Below are 15403 nucleotides of genomic sequence, written 5' to 3'. Positions count from 1 at the left end.
CCGGATCAGCCCGCCCGCACGCGCCAGATCACGTTGCCGACATCGTCCGCGACCAGCAGCGCGCCGGCCTTGTCGGTGATGACGCCGACGGGGCGTCCCTGCGCCTTTTCATCCTTGGTGAGAAAGCCGGTCAGCACGTCCACGGGCTTGGCGCCCGCCGCCGGAAAGCCGTTCTCGCCGAAGGGCACGAACACCACCTTGTAGCCGGACAGCGGCTCGCGGTTCCACGAGCCATGCTCGCCGATGAACGCCCCGCGCGCGAATCGCTGCCCGAGCTTCGCGTCGTTCGCGAAGCTGAGGCCCAGCGCCGCGACATGGGGGCCCAGCGCATAATCGGGGCGCTTGGAATATTCCTGCAGCGCCGGGTTCGGCGGGTCGACGCGGCGGTCCGGATAGCCGCCCCAATAATACCAGGGCCAGCCGAAATGGTCGCCGAACTCCACCGCGGTCAGGTAATCGGGCGGACCGTCCGAGCCGATCATGTCGCGCTCGTTCACCACCGTCCAAAGCCGGCCGGTCTGCGGCTCGAACGCCATGCCGTTCGGGTTGCGCAGGCCCGCCGCAAAGATGCGCGCGGTCTTGGTGGCGGGCTGCACCTCCAGGATGTCCCCGCGATATTTCTCCGCCGCGATGCCGTTCTCGGCGATGTTGGAGGAGGAGCCGACCGACACGTAGACCAGCTTGCCATCGGGCGAGGCCAGCACGTTGCGCGCCCAGTGATTGCCGCCGCCCGGCAGCTTGACCACCCGTTCCGGCCGCGCGGTGATGCGGGTGTCGCCGTCCTTGTAGGGCACGCGCACCAGCGCGTCGGTGTTGCCGACATAGAGATAGCCGCCGGCCAGCGACATGCCGAACGGCGAGTTCAGGCCCGTGAGGAACGGCGTCTTCACCTCCGCCACCCCGTCGCCATCGGCATCGCGCAGCAGCGTGATGCGGTTGGCCGAAGCGACGCCGGCACCGGCCCTGCCCAGCAGCTTGCCCATCACCCAGCCGGTGATGCCGCCGCCCTCGCGCGCGGGAGAGTTGCTTTCCGCCACCAGCACGTCGCCGTTGGGCAGCCGGTACAGCCAGCGCGGATGGTCGAGCCCGGTCGCGAAGGCCGCCACCTGAAGCCCTGCGGCGGGCACCGGCCGGGCGCCGTTCTGCCAGCCGACCACGTCGGCCACGCCAACCGTGGGCAGCGTCTGCTCGCGCGGCGCGTCGATCCGCGGGCGCTGGCCCGTGACCTCGGCGACCGACCGCTGCGCCTTGTCGGGCCAGGCAAGCCACGCAACAACGCCGCCGCCGATGACGAGAACGGCGAGGAGGGCGATCAGGATTTTTCTCAGCATGGCCCCTACATAGCGCGGCCGGCGGGCGATGCCATCGGCATCGGTGCGGCGCTTACCCGGCTACCGCCGGCGGACCGGGCCGCCGCGCGCGGCGAGCGGCGGCACCCTGCTCGGCGATGGCGACGATGACGGCGGTGGAGAGCAGCACGCCTGCAACCAGGCCGCCGATCGCCAGCACGCCGCCGCTCGTCACGTCCACCCGCGCGCGCAACCAGTCCCGCCCGATCGCCAGTTCGGCGACCTGGCGGTCCTGCTTGCGCTTCTTGCCGGCGGAGGGCTTCAGGCCTTGATGCCCTTGGCCATGTTGAGGTGCGCGGTGACGATCGGCACCAGGCCCGACGCGAACGTCTTGAGCGCGGGCACGTCGCCGCTGGCCGCATAGGCCTTCAGCAGCTCCAGCGTCTCGGCATGGCCGGTCGCCTGCGCGGCGAGATAGGCGCGGTCGAAATCGGCGCCGGTCTTGCCCTTCAGGCCGTCGATCAGCTTCTGCTGCTCGGCATTCAGCGCCGGCACCGGCGTGATCGCCGGCGAGAGGCTGGCCGTGGTGCTCTTCAGCTTGGCCGTGGAGTCGGTGTGCGCGTCGATCATCTTCTGCGCAAAGGACTTCACCGCGGCCGAGCTCGACGAGGCGAGCGCCATCTTCGAGGATTCGATCTCGAACGCATCGCTTGCCGCGGCCGAGTTCGCAAACGCCTGGCCCGGCGTCACGGCCGGCGTTTCGGCGCCCATCGCAGTGGCGTTGCCGGTTTCCATCTCATTTGCCGCGCTGGTGTTCGCCGCGGTGGTGTTGGGCGCTTCGGAGCGGCCGCAGGCGCCGAGCGCCAGAGCCGAGGCGGCAGTCGCCAGAATAAGCAAGTTCTTCATGGTACATCGCTCCCCTTGGATCGTTCCTGCGCCAGAACGAGCGGGCGCGCGCGACGTTCCGCCGGACCCTTGGCCCGCCTGTTACGTTCAAGCGGCCGACCCCAAAGGAGCAAGGCAATGAGCATCTTCGGCAACATCATGGGCAAGATCTTCCACCACAAGAGCGCCGCCCCGGCGCAGGGGGCGCCCGCCGCGCCCACGCCGGCGCCCTCGGCACCCGCCGCCCCGACGCCGGCGCCATCGGCTCCCGCCGCTCCTGCGGCCGCCCCCGCCGCGGCGCAGCCGCAGGTGGATGTGGGCGCCGTGCTGTCCGAAATGGCGTCGCTCAAGAACGGCGGCGGCAATTACCAGACGTCCATCGTCGATCTGTTGAAGCTGCTCGACCTCGATTCCAGCCTGGCCGCGCGCAAGGAACTGGCCGACGAACTGGGCGTGCATGCCGCCGAGGCGGGCAGCGCGGAGCAGAACATCGCGCTGCACCGGGCGGTGATGGCGAAGCTTGCGGAGAATGGCGGCATGGTGCCGGACAGCCTGCGCGGCTGATCCTCGCCCGGCCGTGCCTCGGCAGAGACGGCGGCAAGCAAAAGCCGGCGGTGCCTGGTTGCACCGCCGGCTTCGTTTTTGCCCGAAGGCGAGGCGCTTACTTGTCGATCAGGTCGAAACGATCCGCGTTCATCACCTTGGCCCAGGCGGCGACGAAATCGCCCACGAACTGGTCCCGGGCGTCGCCGCAGGCATAATATTCGCTGATCGCGCGCAGCTGCGAATTGGAGCCGAACACGAGATCGGTGCGGCTGGCCGTCCACATCTCCTCGCCGGTGTGGCGATCGGTGCCCAGGAACTCCTCGTCGCCACTGTCATCGATCTGCTTCCAGGCGGTGGCCATCTGGAGGAGATTGATGAACCAGTCGTTGGTCAGCGTCTCGGGCCGCGAGGTGAGGATGCCGTTCCGGCCGCCCTTGGGATGCACGACGCCGAGCACGCGCAGGCCGCCGACCAGCACCGTCATCTCGGGCGCCGACAAAGCGAGCAGCTGCGCCCGATCGACCAGCAGCTCCTCGGTCGGAACCGAATGCTTGGTCGACAGGTAGTTGCGGAAGCCATCGACCTTGGGCTCCAGAACCGCGAAGCTCTCCACATCGGTCTGCTCCTGCGTCGCATCGCCGCGGCCGGAGGTGAACGGCACGGTCACGTCGTGGCCGGCCGCCTTCGCCGCCTGCTCGACGCCGACATTGCCGCCCAGCACGATCAGGTCGGCGATGCTCACCGTCCCGTCGAAATCGGCCTTGATGCGCTCATAGACCGCCAGCACCCGGGCGGTTTCGGCCGGCTCGTTGGCTTCCCAGTCCTTTTGCGGGGCCAGCCGGATGCGCGCGCCGTTGGCGCCGCCGCGACGGTCCGACTGGCGGAAGGTGGAGGCCGAATACCAGGCGGTCTTGACGAGCTGCGTCACTGACAGGCCGCTGTCGGCGATCCTGCCCTTCAGCGTTGCGACATCCGCGTCGGACAGGGCCACGCCGGCGGGGATCGGGTCCTGCCAGATCAGGTCCTCGGAGGGCGCTTCCGGGCCGATGTAGCGGGTTTTCGGGCCCATGTCGCGGTGGGTGAGCTTGAACCAGGCGCGGGCAAAGGCATCGGCGAAATAGGCCGGGTCGGCGCGGAACCGCTCCAGGATCGCGCGGTAGGCCGCATCGTCCTTGAACGCCTTGTCGGCGGTGGTCATCATCGTCGGCACCTTCTTGCCCGCGGTGTGCGCGGCAGGCGCCAGCGTTTCCTCGGGATTGCCGACCGGCTGCCACTGGTTCGCGCCCGCCGGGCTCTTCACCAGCTCGTATTCATGGTCCAGCAGCATGTCGAAATAGCTGTTGTCCCACTTGGTCGGCGTCGGCGTCCAGGCGCCCTCGATGCCGGACGTGATCGTGTCGTCACCCATGCCGCTTTCGTGGGTCGACTGCCAGCCCAGGCCCATGTGGGCGATGTCCGAGCCCTCCGGCTCGCGGCCGACCTTGGAGGCGTCCCCGGCGCCATGCGCCTTGCCGAAGGTGTGGCCGCCGGCGGTGAGCGCCGCGGTTTCCTCGTCGTTCATGCCCATGCGCTTGAACGTTTCGCGCAGGTCGCGGGCCGAGCCCTTGGTGTCCGGCTTGCCGCCGGGTCCTTCGGGGTTCACGTAGATGAGGCCGTGCTGGATCGCCGCCAGCGGGTTTTCCAGCGTCAGCCCCGCTTCCTCGTCGATGCGGGTCTGGCCGAGCCATTCCTCCTCGGTGCCCCAGTAGATGTCGCGCTCGGGCTCGAAAATGTCCTCGCGCCCGCCGGAGAAGCCGAACACCGGGCCGCCCATCGATTCGATGGCGACGTTGCCCGCCATGATGAACAGGTCGGCCCAGGACAGCGCGCGGCCGTATTTCTGCTTGATCGGCCAGAGCAGGCGACGCGCCTTGTCGAGATTGCCGTTGTCCGGCCAGGAGTTGAGCGGGGCGAAGCGCTGCGACCCGGAGGTGGAGCCGCCGCGCCCGTCGCCGGTGCGATAGGTGCCGGCCGAATGCCAGGCCATGCGGATGAAGAACGGGCCGTAATGCCCGTAATCGGCCGGCCACCAGGGCTGGCTGTCGGTCATCAGCGCGGTCAGGTCGCGCTTCACGCCTTCGTAATCGAGCGCCTTGAAGGCCTGGCGGTAGTTGAAGCCTTTGGGATGGGGGTCGGTGGAGACGCCGCCTTGCGTCAGGATGTCGATCGACAGCGATTCCGGCCACCAATGCTTGCTGGTCTGGCCCAGCAGCGTGCGCAGCGCGGCAGGCTGTTTGTTCGGATCGTTGATCGGGCTGTTCTCGGCGATCGCGTCCATGTTCTGGCTCCTCTCGAAACTACGCGCAGGCTAACCGAGCGGCGGTAATCGCCCAAGCGCGAAAAATGCGCGTTGTTGATCGCCTGAGACGATCAGCACGGCCTGTCAGAAGCGGATGGGCACCCCGACGAACACACGCCAGGTCTGGTTGTCGACATGGCGCCCATCGACGCGCAGGCCGATCCTGTCGGCGAGACGGAACTCGGCACCGGCGCCGACCAGGAAGCTGCTTCCCCATTCAAGCTCGGCGCTGTTCCCGAGGCGCGCGGTGTCGCGGACGCGATAGGCGTTGCCGCCATAGCCGGCGGCCGCATAGACCATGGCGGACGGAGCCAGCACATATCCGGCGCGCACCGCCGCCGACGCCCCGAAGCGAGGCTTCAGCGAGAGGCTGCCGAAGCTGCCGAGATCGGCCGTGTTGGTGTCCCCGCCGGCGGTGGCGCCCAGTTCCAGGCCGAGCCGCCCGCGGTCGGAAATCGCCCAGTCGTATCCGCCGAACACGCCACCGCCCACGCCGTGGCTGCGGTAATAGCGCGATTGCCGCGCCACCAGCGTGTCCGCCGCGTCCCTTTGCTCGAACTCCAGCGAGAAATGATGCTCCAGGTAACCGCCCTCGATTCCCACGACCGGTCCGGTGAACGGCCGATCCTGTGCATGGGCGGGCAGGGCGACAAAGGCGACCAGAACGGCGGCACGACGCATGAGAATTCTCCCGGCGCGCGGAACGGCGCGGGCGCTTTATTGCGCCTCCGAAATGAACTGAGGATGAGCGGCCTATTCGATCTCGGGTTCGGGCACCGGCGGATGCAGGCGCACGCGCTCCACCCTGCGCGGATCGGCCTCGATCACCTCGATGGTCCACCCGCTCGGGTGCGCCACCCGCTCGCCCACTGCCGGGACGTGGCCGGCGAGCACCGCCGTGAGGCCGCCGATCGTGTCGACGTCGTCCTCCACGTCGGCGATCTTCGGATCGATCGCTTCCGCCACGTCCTCCAGCTCGGCGCGCGCATCCGCTTCCCAGGCGCCGCCGTCCAGCGGCACGATCAGCGCGATCGGCGCGTCGTCATGCTCGTCCTCGATGTCGCCGACGATCTCCTCGATCAGGTCCTCGATGGTCACGAGGCCCTCGGTGCCGAAATACTCGTCCAGCACCACGGCCAGGTGGACCCGGCTCGCGCGCATGTCGGCGAGCAGGTCCAGCACCCCGCGCGACATCGGCACGAACAGCGGCTGGCGGATCAGCGGCTCCAGCGTCGGCGGCGGCGTCGCGCCGGTGGCGAGGATCGCGAACACGTCCTTCACGTGCACCATGCCGATGATGGTATCGAGCTTCTCGCGATAGACGGGCAGGCGGCTGTGCCCCGCCTCGGCAAAGGCCTTGACCAGCGCCTCGAAGCTGATGCCTTCCTCCACCGCGATGATGTCCGCACGGGGCACGCCGACATCGCCTGCGTTCCTCTCGGAGAAATGCAGGAGGTTGCGCACCATGGTGCGTTCGATGGGGGAAAGGTCGCCGGCCGCATCGGGTCCGGGCTCGCCCTCATGCGCGTCGATCACCTCTTCCAGCCGCGCGCGCAGCGACTCGTCGCCCTGCTCGCCGAACAGCAGGGACTTCAGCCCCCGCCATATGTTGCCGTCGTTGCTACTGTCGCCTTTCCCGGCGCTACTGGGGCCCTCGGGCATGGTGTTCGTCAGTCCTCGCGGATGAGATAAGGGTTGGAAAGGCCTAGCGAAGCGAGCGCGTCGATCTCGATCGCCTCCATCGCGTCCGCCTCGGCATCGTCGATATGGTCATAGCCGAGAAGGTGCAGCGTGCCATGCACAATCAGGTGCGTGGCGTGCGCTTCCACGCTGATCCCGCGCTCTGCCGCCTCCGCCTCGCACACGCCGTGCGCGAGCACGATGTCGCCGAGCAGTACCTCGCCATCGTCCGAATTCTGGGTGACGGTGTCGAGCAGGTCGGGCTGCACCATCGGGAAGGACAGCACGTTGGTCGGCTTGTCCTTGCCGCGATACTGGCCGTTGAGCTGGCGCACTTCGCCGTCATCGGTGAGCCGCACCGAAATCTCAACCGCGGCGGGCAGGGTGAGGAGCTCGCCCTGCGCCGTCCGCTCCATCGCCGAACGCGCCGCGCGCGCGGCAAGCGCCGCCCAGTCGGCCTCGGGCCACGGTTCCTCCCGGGAGAGTTCGATCTCAAGCACGATTGACTGTTCCCAAATCGGTTTTGCTGAAATCGTCCCCCTTGAACAGGAGGTCGGCATTCTGTGCACTGGCGCAGCCGTAGGCGAAGCAGTCGCCCATGTTCAACCGGGCCGGGTGCTTGCCCTTGCCGTAATTACCAAACGCATTCAGCGCCAGCTGGCCCTCGCGCTCGCCGATGGCGGTCATGCGCACCGCCTGGAGGTGAAGCAGCGCATCCACGCTTTCCTCGGCATAGCGCCAGTCGTAATGGTGCGAACGGTGCAAGCCGACGATGGCCTCCCAACGCGCAACAGGCGACGTAAGCCGCTCGCCATAGCGATCCAGCCGCAACGCCAACTCGTCCGCGCCTTCTTCCCCCGCGATGATCGCGACGATCGCCGACGCATCCACAAACAGCTTCATTCGTCGTCTTCATCGTTCAGCGAGTCGTAGAATGCCTTGTCTGCCACGAGCCCGGTGGAGGGGGGCAGGGGGTGGTCTCGCCAGTAGCGGACAAGCCACTCGGGCGCGGCCGGATTGCGTTTGGTGCGGTTCAGCCCCTCCTCGAACTCCCGAAGGCCGAAGCGCACAGCCTCCACTTCGGTGACGCCGAGCCGCCGCGCGAGGCGGGCAACGATGCCGCTCGTCTCGGCATCAACCTGCAACGGCCTGGACGGATCGGACTCGGCCATCAACCAGCGCCCTCATATGCCTCGACGATGCGGCCGACGATCGGGTGGCGGACCACGTCGCCGCGGCCGAAGCGGCTGACCGAGATGCCTTCCACGCCCTCCAGCCGACTGACGGCGTCGTTGAGCCCGGACCCACTGACGCCGCCGGGAAGATCGGTCTGATTCGGGTCGCCGCAGATCACCATGCGGCTGTTCTCGCCGAAGCGGGTGAGAAACATCTTCATCTGCGCCGGGGTGGTGTTCTGCGCCTCGTCCAGGATGATGAAGGCGTCGGCCAGCGTGCGTCCGCGCATGAAGGCGATGGGCGCGATCTCGATCTCGCCGCTGGCGATGCGCCGCTCCACCTGCTCGGCGGGCAGGCAGTCGTTCAGCGCGTCGTAGAGCGGGCGCAGATAGGGATCGACCTTTTCCTTCATGTCGCCGGGCAGGAAGCCGAGCTTTTCGCCCGCCTCCACCGCCGGACGCGACAGGATCAGCCGCTGCACCGATCCGGTGATGAGCTGGGCCACCGCCTGCGCCACCGCGATATAGGTCTTGCCGGTGCCCGCCGGCCCCAGCGCGAAGATCATGTCGTGGCTGGTCAACTCGCGCATATAGTGAGCCTGCGCAGGCGTGCGCGGCACGATCGTCTTCTTGCGCGTGCGAATCATCACGGAGGGCGCGCGGTCGCCGGCGTCGGCGCGCACGATGCCGTCCAGCGTCGGCTCCGCCGCCATGGCGATGGAAGCGTCCACCAGCCCGGTGTCCACGTCCTCGCCGCGCGCGATCCGTCCGTAGAGATCGTTCAGCACGTCGCGCGCCATGGCGACCTGCTCGGCCGATCCTTCCAGGCCGATGCGGTTGCCGCGCGCGGTGATGTAGACGCCCAACCGGCTTTCCAGCGCGATCAGGTTCCGGTCGTACTGGCCGAACAGCTGGGCGAGCAGCTGCGGCTTGTCGAACACCAGCTCCACCCGGCTGCGGTCACCGGTCTGGGCGGGAACGGGCTTGCGGCTCATGCGGTCCTTTCGTCGGGGTTCACGACGCAAAGGTGGCGCTTGCAAGCGACAGGAGCAAGACTCATTTGCCGACGAGTTCCACCCGGTGCACCGCCAGGCCCGGCGCGCCGAGCGGCACCGCGCCGGACGCGATCCGCGCCAGCCCTTCGCGCATGTCGCGCGCGCCGGTCTGCCAGCGCTCCCGGACGCTCGCCGGGGAAAAGTCCATCGACTTGCCCGCAACCTCGCGCCGCTGATCGGTATAAAGGACGTGCAGCAGCGTCACGGACGGCAGCGGATCGCCCGCCCGCTCCTTGAGGTCGAAGATCGTCTGCCATGCTTCCAGGGCGCGCCGCCCCTGCGTGGCGAAGCTGAGATCCTGCATGCGCTCCACCACATTGCCCAGCGTGGCCGGCCGCGGCGCCGAGAGCGGAAGGAGGTCGATCGCCACCAGCAGCAGCGGGCGCTCGCCGGTCCCGCGCGTCAGCACCGCGTCGATCGGCAGGTTGGCCGAAAGGCCCGCGTCGCCGAGCAGCCGGCCCTCGATCTCCACCGGCTGGAACGCGGGCAGCAGGGCGCCGCTCGCGCGGACGTGATCGGGCGTGATCCGTGTCTCGGCGCTGTCCAGCAGCACGTCGTCGCCCGTCTCCAGATCCACCGCGCTTGCGACATAGCGCATCGGCCCGGCGTTCAGCCGATCGAAATCGGCCAGGTGCAGGAGCGTGTCGCGCAACGGGCGGCTGTCGAACAGGCTGGGCAGGTCGGGCGTTCCGAGCAGTCCACGCGGGTGGAACAGCTGCGGACGGCCGGCCGCGATCGACCAGGCCACGGCGGCACTGCGCCGCCAGCTGTCCAGCGGGCCGTCCGCGGCGGCGTCGGCAGTCGCCGGCTGCCAGAAGGCGCGCAGCCGCGCGAGCCGCTCCTCCCGCGCATTGCCCGCGATCAGCGCGCCGTTGATCGCCCCCACCGAGGCGCCGGAGAGAAAGGCCGGCTCCAGCCCGGCCTCGTGCAGCGCCTGGTAGGCGCCGGCCTGATAGGCGCCCAGCGCGTTGCCGCCGCTCAGCGCCAGCGCAAGGGTCATGTCGGTCAACGGGAGGGCGATGCTCATCGCCCCCAAGCGCCGCACCGCGCCTTCGGGTTCCACAGGCAAGGAGCGGCTGGGGCGCGAGAGGAGCCGGGAATGGGACATCGGCAATGGCCCGGATGCCTGCCCGGAACGGCTTGTTAACCGTGCTGCGCCAAATTCCGCCGAACAGGGGGGTGACGATGCTGCGCAGGATTGATCGCGACCAGGCAAGGCTGGGCATGTTTGTCCATGATTTCGACGGACCATGGCTGCGCCATCCCTTCTGGCGGCCTCGATTTCTCCTCTCCTCTCCGCGGGATCTCGCCCGCGTGCTCGATTCCGCGCTGGAAACTCTCGTTATCGACGAAAGCCGGGGCGCCGCGCTTCATCCCGATGCTGTCGCAGGAGAGCCGCCGGCCCGTTCGGCCCGCCCGGTCACGGCGGCACCCGCGTCCTTCGCCAGCGGGATCGCGCGCGAGCATTCGTGCAGTTTCGAGGAGGAGCGGCCGCGCGCGGCCAAGCTGCTGAAGCAGTCGACGCGCGAGATGAAGCGCCTGTTCGGGGAAGTGCGCGCGGGCAAGGCGATCCGCTGCGACGACTTTGCGCCTTTGGTGGAGCAGATCTGCGCCTCCGTCACGCGCAACAGCCACGCGCTGATCAGCCTCTCGCGGCTGCGCTCGCGCGACGACTACACCTATGTGCATTCGGTGGCGGTCAGCGCCCTCATGATGCGCTTCGCCCGCAGCCTGGACATGGCGCCGGATGCGGTGTTCGATCTCGGGCTGGCCGGCCTTCTCCACGATGTCGGCGAGATGATCGTGCCCGAGCGGATCCTCACCAAGCCGGGCTCGCTGTCGGACGAGGAATTCGCAGTGATCCGCTCGCACCCGGAACAGGGCTATCGCCTGCTCAGCGGCGCTGCGGAACTGCCGGAGGTGGTTGTCGACGTGTGTCGCCACCATCACGAGCGGTCTGACGGTTCCGGCTATCCCCTTCGCCTTGCCGGGGAGGAGATCAGCGTCGCCGCCCGGATCGCGGCGATCTGCGACGTCTATGACGCGCTGACCTCCGACCGTGCGTACAAGGCCGCCTGGTCGCCCGCCGAAGCGATCACGCGCATGCACGGCTGGGCCGGGCATTTCGATCCGGAGCTGTTGTTCCGCTTCATGCGCACGCTGGGGCTCTTCCCCGAGGGGCTGCTGGTGGAGTTGCGCTCCAACCGGCTGGGCGTGGTGCTGCCCAACGGGCGGCGCGCCTCGCGCCCGCTGGTTCGCGCCTTCTTCTCGACCCGGGAGCGTGCCGCCATGCCGCTGGAGGATGTGGTGATCGACGACAGCCTGGCGCAGGACCAGATCATCGCCATCCGCGATCCGCTGGCCTGGGGCTTTCCCGACTGGGCGGTCCGGGCCGAGCAGCTGATGACGGCCACCCTCCGTCAGCCCGCCCGCGCGGCCTGAGGGCCGATCAGGCGGTCAGCCACGCTTTCAGATGCGCCGCCACCGCCGCCGGCTGCTCCATTGTCGGCAGGTGTCCCGCTTGCGGCACGATCGCCAGTGTCGCGCCCATAATGCCTGTCGCGATCTCCTCGGCGAAGGCGGGCGGGTCAGCATGTCCTGTTCGCCGACCAGCACCAGGGTGGGCACGGTGATCGTCCCCAGGGTGGAGCGCGAGTCCCTGCGGCCGATGATCGCGGGCTGCTGCGCCGCGTAGCGATGCGGCCCCACCCGCACCGACATGGCGACCACCGCCTCGCGCACCGCTTCCGGCGTGTCGGGGTGCAGCAACTGGTCGAGGCCGAACCGCGCCAGCCGGGCGAAGTCGGCATGGCCCTCGGCCGTGGCGATCGCCTGCCGTCGATAGGCGGTCTGTTCGGGCGTGTCGGGGCGGGCGGAGGTGTCGAGCAGCGCGAGCCGCAGCACCCGCTGCGGTGCCTGGCGCCAGATCTCGAACGCCAGATAGCCGCCCATGGAGAGCCCGGCCAGCGCGAACCGGTCCGGTGCGGCCGCCAGCACGCGGGCGGCCATGGCGGTCAGGTTGTCGTCGTTCAGCGTGTCGCCGATGCCCGGATGCGCGACGTCGGCAAGATCGCGCACCTGTGCGGACCACAGCGCATGGTCGCTGCCGAGACCCGGCAGCAGGACCAGCGGGATCATGCGGCGGCGCGGATGGTGGGGGCGGCGACCAGCGAGTTGGGGCCGGCGGAGGCGATCTCCACCTCCACCAGTTCGCCGATCGCGCCCGTGCCGGCCACGATCACCGATTGCAGCCAGGGCGACTTGCCGAGCAACTGCCCCGGCAGCTTGCCCGGCCGCTCCAGCAGCACCTGGCAGGTCCTGCCCACGGTGGCCGCGTTGAACGCCGCCTGGTGGCGGTTCAAGGCCGCCTGCAAGCGGGCGAGCCGGTCCTCCATCACCGCCGGCGCGATCTGGTCGGCCATGTCGGCGGCCGGGGTGCCCGGGCGGGGGCTGTACTTGAAGCTGAAACACTGGGCATAGCCGACTGCGTCGACCAGGCTCAGCGTGTCGGTGAACTCGGCCTCGGTTTCGCCGGGAAAGCCGACAATGAAGTCGCCCGACAGCGCGATGTCCGGACGCGCCGCGCGGATGCGATCGATCAGGCGCAGATAGCTGTCGCGCGTGTGGCTGCGGTTCATGGCCTTCAGCACGCGATCGTTGCCCGCCTGCACGGGCAGGTGAAGGAACGGCATCAGGCTTTCCACGTCGCGATGCGCGTCGATCAGGCCCTGCGTCATGTCGTTGGGATGGCTGGTGGTGTAGCGGATGCGGGCCAGCCCGGGAATGCGGTCCAGCGCCCGGATCAGATGGTCCAGCCCGCCTTCCGCGCCCGACCATGCGTTGACGTTCTGCCCGAGCAGCGTGATCTCGCGCGCGCCGGCGTCCACCAGCGCCTTTGCCTCGTCGACGATCGCCGCGAAGGGCCGGCTCACCTCCGCGCCGCGGGTGTACGGCACCACGCAATAGGTGCAGAACTTGTCGCACCCCTCCTGCACGGTGAGGAAGGCGGACGGGCCGACCTTGCGGCGGCGGGGCAGGCTGCCGAACTTGCTGAGCACCGGCATGTCGGTGTCGAGCGCGGCCTTGCCGTCCGCCGCCCTGGCGACGAGCTCGGGCAGGTTGTGATAGGCTTGCGGGCCGACCACCACGTCCACCTGCGCGCGGCGCACGATCTCCTCGCCCTCGGCCTGGGCGACGCAGCCGGCCACCGCGATCATCGGCTTGCGGCCGTCTGCCGCTTGCGCCTTTCGCACGCGGCCGATGTCCGAATAGACCTTTTCCGTCGCCTTTTCGCGGATGTGGCAGGTGTTGAGCACGACCAAGTCGGCACTGTCCGCATCGCTTGCCGCGGTGAGGCCCTGCGCGGCCATCAGCTCGGCCATGCGCTCGCCGTCATAGACGTTCATCTGACAGCCGAACGACTTGACGTGAAAGGTTTTCGGGGAGGATCGCATAGCCGGCGCCTGTAGCCGGAAACGAGCGCAACGTCACCCCGCCCACGGGCTGGCGCCACGGGCGCGGGGCACCGGGCGGCGATCAGTTCGAGGATCGGCGGGCGATGAAATAGCACCAGCGGCTGTTGCGCGGCCGTTCTTCCTCGCCGACGGGGGTGCCGTCCTCGCCATGCACCCGCTCCACCGCGAAGCCCGCCTCGACCAGCTGCCGGGTCATTGCCGGCACCTGCGAGAACATGAGCAACAGGCTGAAATCGTGGACGGGAGGTTGCAGCAGCGCGAAACCGGGCGGAACCCGATCGCGCATCCTTCTTGCGCGCAGGTGGACGGCGGGCCCGTTCACCAGGCAGCGTGCGGCCCAGAGCGGCAGTCCAAGCACGTCCTTGACGAAGCGCGCCGGGCCGCTTTGCGTGCGCACCGGTAACTCGATCCGGGTGCGCGCCGAGGGGCCATCGAGATTGAGGCAGGACAGGATGAAGCGGCCCCCCGGCCGCAACACGCGGCGCACCTCCGCCAGGATCAGCAGCCGCGCGTCGGCATCCACGGAATCGAGGCCGTTGAACGAGAAAACGGCGGCGTCGAAGCTTTCGTCCCGCCAGGGCAGCGCGCGCGCGTCCGCGACGTACAGGTCCGCGCCGGGATGCTGCGCGCGGGCGACGGCGATGTTCTCCTCGATATAGTCCACCCCGAAATAGCGATCGCAGCGCGGCGCCAGCAGCGGAATGGTGCGCCCCCCGCCGACCCCGATGTCGAGGAGCAAGTGCGGCGGCTCTTTCTCGAGCGCGGCAAAGGCCAGCCGCTCGCCCGGGTCCATGAAATCCTGCGCCGAGCCGTAATGCCGCACGACGTCGGACCGCCGAAAGCCGCGCCGGTTGATGTCGTCGATCGAACTGGCAATGGCCGGCACGGATGCTCTCCGCGAAAAGGGACGGGCGGCACGCTACCATGACGGTGGGTGATCTCCGCCGTTTCTTGCGGGGTAGTCCAAGAGGTTTTCGCAACCTTCCGTAACCGTCGCTTCACAGCGCGGCCGCCAAAGTGTAACGGCTTTCGGGCATGGCATGTCGCATCCACACGGGCTGCGGGGGCACGGCAATGGAAACTGTCACCAGGATCGCCAATCTGCGCGAGGTCGCCGACCTTGCGGACTTCGCCAATTCCAAGCCGGCCTTTCCCGAACGGGAGATCGAGGGTCGGGCGCAATATCGCACGATCTGGATCTCGGACGTGCACCTGGGCACACGCGGCTGCAACGCCGGGATGCTGATCGACTTTCTCGACCATGTCGACAGCGACACCATGTACCTGGTCGGCGACATCGTCGACGGATGGCGGCTGAAGAAGAAGTTCTACTGGCCGGCCAGCCACAACGACGTGATCTGGCGCATCCTGAAGCGGGCCAAGCGCGGCCAGCGGGTGATCTACATCCCCGGCAACCATGACGAGGTCATGCGGCAGTGGTGCGGCCTCGATTTCGGCGGCGTGGCGATCCGCCGCCGCGCCATTCACGAAACCGCGGACGGCCGCCGCCTGCTCGTGCTGCACGGCGACGAGTTCGACGCGATCACGCTTGCCCATCGCTGGCTCGCCCATGTCGGCGACGCGGCGTACAACTTCATGATGTTCCTGAACCGCGGCGTGAATGCGTGGCGGCGGGCGTTCAACATGCCCTATTGGTCCCTGAGCAAATACGCCAAGGCCAAGGTGAAGAAGTCGGTGGAGTTCATCTCCGATTACGAGGAAGTGATCGCCGAGGCGGCCGCCGCAGAGGGCGTCGACGGCGTTGTCTGCGGGCATATCCACACCGCCGAGATGCGCACCATCGCCGGCGTCGAATATTACAACGACGGCGACTGGGTGGAGGGATGCAACGCGCTGGTCGAGCATTTCGACGGGCGCATGGAGTTGCTGCACTGGCCGGAGGTGATCGCCGCCCGCGAGCGGGTGGCAGCGGAAATCGCGAGGTTGGCGGCCTGAAGCC

General features: G+C 68.7%; 17 protein-coding genes. 3 read left to right on the top strand and 14 right to left on the bottom strand.

Annotated elements, in window-relative coordinates:
* Nucleotides 1–5 precede the first annotated feature (5 nt).
* The 3 genes from DVW87_RS04430 to DVW87_RS04420 form a co-directional block, all read right to left on the bottom strand.
* Nucleotides 6–1331 carry a PQQ-dependent sugar dehydrogenase gene (locus tag DVW87_RS04430; RefSeq protein ID WP_114686502.1) on the bottom strand — a complete coding sequence of 442 codons (1326 nt, stop codon included), beginning with the start codon at nucleotides 1329–1331 and terminating at the stop codon, nucleotides 6–8.
* Nucleotides 1332–1383: 52 nt separating this feature from the next.
* Nucleotides 1384–1542: a hypothetical protein gene (locus DVW87_RS04425; protein ID WP_239017748.1), complete on the bottom strand. Its 159-nt coding sequence runs from the start codon at nucleotides 1540–1542 to the stop codon at nucleotides 1384–1386.
* Nucleotides 1543–1610: 68 nt separating this feature from the next.
* Entirely contained in the window at nucleotides 1611–2195 is a 585-nt protein-coding gene (locus DVW87_RS04420) for a DUF4142 domain-containing protein (protein WP_114686500.1), read from the bottom strand.
* A gap of 117 nt (nucleotides 2196–2312) precedes the next feature.
* Here DVW87_RS04420 and DVW87_RS04415 point away from each other — a divergent pair, with 117 nt between their 5' ends.
* Nucleotides 2313–2738: a DUF3597 family protein gene (locus DVW87_RS04415; protein ID WP_114686499.1), complete on the top strand. Its 426-nt coding sequence runs from the start codon at nucleotides 2313–2315 to the stop codon at nucleotides 2736–2738.
* A gap of 97 nt (nucleotides 2739–2835) precedes the next feature.
* On the opposite strand, the gene katG is transcribed toward DVW87_RS04415, so the two are convergent.
* From katG to DVW87_RS04375, 8 genes are all read right to left on the bottom strand, one after another.
* Entirely contained in the window at nucleotides 2836–5037 is a 2202-nt protein-coding gene (katG, locus tag DVW87_RS04410; protein WP_114686498.1) for a catalase/peroxidase HPI, read from the bottom strand.
* A gap of 105 nt (nucleotides 5038–5142) precedes the next feature.
* Entirely contained in the window at nucleotides 5143–5739 is a 597-nt protein-coding gene (locus tag DVW87_RS04405; RefSeq protein WP_114686497.1) for an outer membrane protein, read from the bottom strand.
* 72 nt (nucleotides 5740–5811) lie between these two features.
* A complete protein-coding gene (locus tag DVW87_RS04400; RefSeq protein WP_114686496.1) occupies nucleotides 5812–6720 on the bottom strand; it encodes a hemolysin family protein in 909 nt (302 codons plus the stop codon).
* Between the two features lie 8 nt (nucleotides 6721–6728).
* On the bottom strand, nucleotides 6729–7238 hold the full coding sequence (gene ybeY / locus DVW87_RS04395; RefSeq protein WP_114686495.1) for an rRNA maturation RNase YbeY: 510 nt from the start codon (nucleotides 7236–7238) through the stop codon (nucleotides 6729–6731).
* Complete coding sequence (locus DVW87_RS04390; RefSeq protein ID WP_114686494.1) at nucleotides 7231–7641, bottom strand: type II toxin-antitoxin system VapC family toxin; 411 nt, start codon at nucleotides 7639–7641, stop codon at nucleotides 7231–7233. Before DVW87_RS04390 ends, ybeY begins: the two co-directional genes overlap by 8 nt.
* Entirely contained in the window at nucleotides 7638–7910 is a 273-nt protein-coding gene (locus DVW87_RS18275; protein ID WP_114686493.1) for a hypothetical protein, read from the bottom strand. Before DVW87_RS18275 ends, DVW87_RS04390 begins: the two co-directional genes overlap by 4 nt.
* Nucleotides 7910–8908, bottom strand: coding sequence for a PhoH family protein (locus DVW87_RS04380; protein ID WP_114686492.1), 999 nt, complete (start codon nucleotides 8906–8908; stop codon nucleotides 7910–7912). The genes DVW87_RS18275 and DVW87_RS04380 overlap by 1 nt, the downstream gene beginning before the upstream one ends.
* Nucleotides 8909–8969: 61 nt before the next feature.
* The gene (locus DVW87_RS04375) at nucleotides 8970–9995 is read right to left on the bottom strand and encodes a patatin-like phospholipase family protein (RefSeq protein WP_239017747.1); all 1026 of its coding nucleotides are present in this window, start codon (nucleotides 9993–9995) and stop codon (nucleotides 8970–8972) included.
* A 158-nt stretch (nucleotides 9996–10153) separates the two neighbouring features.
* On the opposite strand from DVW87_RS04375, the gene DVW87_RS04370 reads away from it, so the two are divergent.
* Complete coding sequence (locus DVW87_RS04370; RefSeq protein WP_181814717.1) at nucleotides 10154–11410, top strand: HD-GYP domain-containing protein; 1257 nt, start codon at nucleotides 10154–10156, stop codon at nucleotides 11408–11410.
* A gap of 27 nt (nucleotides 11411–11437) precedes the next feature.
* Here DVW87_RS04370 and DVW87_RS04365 read toward each other — a convergent pair whose 3' ends face one another.
* The 3 genes from DVW87_RS04365 to DVW87_RS04355 all read right to left on the bottom strand — a co-directional run bounded on the left by DVW87_RS04365 (nucleotide 11438) and on the right by DVW87_RS04355 (nucleotide 14329).
* Entirely contained in the window at nucleotides 11438–12106 is a 669-nt protein-coding gene (locus tag DVW87_RS04365) for an alpha/beta fold hydrolase (RefSeq protein ID WP_239017746.1), read from the bottom strand.
* Nucleotides 12103–13422 (bottom strand): tRNA (N6-isopentenyl adenosine(37)-C2)-methylthiotransferase MiaB, encoded by a 1320-nt coding sequence (gene miaB / locus DVW87_RS04360; protein ID WP_114686490.1) that lies wholly within the window; start codon nucleotides 13420–13422, stop codon nucleotides 12103–12105. The genes DVW87_RS04365 and miaB overlap by 4 nt, the downstream gene beginning before the upstream one ends.
* Before the next feature lie 82 nt (nucleotides 13423–13504).
* A complete protein-coding gene (locus DVW87_RS04355; RefSeq protein WP_114686489.1) occupies nucleotides 13505–14329 on the bottom strand; it encodes a class I SAM-dependent methyltransferase in 825 nt (274 codons plus the stop codon).
* Between the two features lie 188 nt (nucleotides 14330–14517).
* Here DVW87_RS04355 and DVW87_RS04350 point away from each other — a divergent pair, with 188 nt between their 5' ends.
* On the top strand, nucleotides 14518–15399 hold the full coding sequence (locus DVW87_RS04350; RefSeq protein ID WP_114686488.1) for a UDP-2,3-diacylglucosamine diphosphatase: 882 nt from the start codon (nucleotides 14518–14520) through the stop codon (nucleotides 15397–15399).
* Nucleotides 15400–15403 lie beyond the last annotated feature (4 nt).

Source organism: Sphingomonas aracearum, assembly GCF_003345355.1.
In the GTDB taxonomy this organism is placed as follows: Bacteria; Pseudomonadota; Alphaproteobacteria; order Sphingomonadales; family Sphingomonadaceae; genus Sphingomonas; species Sphingomonas aracearum.
The sequence above is the reverse complement of the archived record's forward strand: the minus strand, read 5'-3'. Positions and strand labels throughout refer to the sequence as shown.

Excerpts from the sequence above, each read along its gene's own strand:
- DVW87_RS04430 (WP_114686502.1), bottom strand. The coding sequence starts at position 1,331 with ATGCTGAGAAAAATCCTGATCGCCCTCCTCGCCGTTCTCGTCATCGGC.
- DVW87_RS04420 (WP_114686500.1), bottom strand. The coding sequence starts at position 2,195 with ATGAAGAACTTGCTTATTCTGGCGACTGCCGCCTCGGCTCTGGCGCTC.
- DVW87_RS04415 (WP_114686499.1), top strand. The coding sequence starts at position 2,313 with ATGAGCATCTTCGGCAACATCATGGGCAAGATCTTCCACCACAAGAGC.
- katG (WP_114686498.1), bottom strand. The coding sequence starts at position 5,037 with ATGGACGCGATCGCCGAGAACAGCCCGATCAACGATCCGAACAAACAG.
- DVW87_RS04405 (WP_114686497.1), bottom strand. The coding sequence starts at position 5,739 with ATGCGTCGTGCCGCCGTTCTGGTCGCCTTTGTCGCCCTGCCCGCCCAT.
- DVW87_RS04400 (WP_114686496.1), bottom strand. The coding sequence starts at position 6,720 with ATGCCCGAGGGCCCCAGTAGCGCCGGGAAAGGCGACAGTAGCAACGAC.
- DVW87_RS04390 (WP_114686494.1), bottom strand. The coding sequence starts at position 7,641 with ATGAAGCTGTTTGTGGATGCGTCGGCGATCGTCGCGATCATCGCGGGG.
- DVW87_RS18275 (WP_114686493.1), bottom strand. The coding sequence starts at position 7,910 with ATGGCCGAGTCCGATCCGTCCAGGCCGTTGCAGGTTGATGCCGAGACG.
- DVW87_RS04380 (WP_114686492.1), bottom strand. The coding sequence starts at position 8,908 with ATGAGCCGCAAGCCCGTTCCCGCCCAGACCGGTGACCGCAGCCGGGTG.
- DVW87_RS04375 (WP_239017747.1), bottom strand. The coding sequence starts at position 9,995 with ATGAGCATCGCCCTCCCGTTGACCGACATGACCCTTGCGCTGGCGCTG.
- DVW87_RS04370 (WP_181814717.1), top strand. The coding sequence starts at position 10,154 with ATGCTGCGCAGGATTGATCGCGACCAGGCAAGGCTGGGCATGTTTGTC.
- DVW87_RS04365 (WP_239017746.1), bottom strand. The coding sequence starts at position 12,106 with ATGATCCCGCTGGTCCTGCTGCCGGGTCTCGGCAGCGACCATGCGCTG.
- miaB (WP_114686490.1), bottom strand. The coding sequence starts at position 13,422 with ATGCGATCCTCCCCGAAAACCTTTCACGTCAAGTCGTTCGGCTGTCAG.
- DVW87_RS04350 (WP_114686488.1), top strand. The coding sequence starts at position 14,518 with ATGGAAACTGTCACCAGGATCGCCAATCTGCGCGAGGTCGCCGACCTT.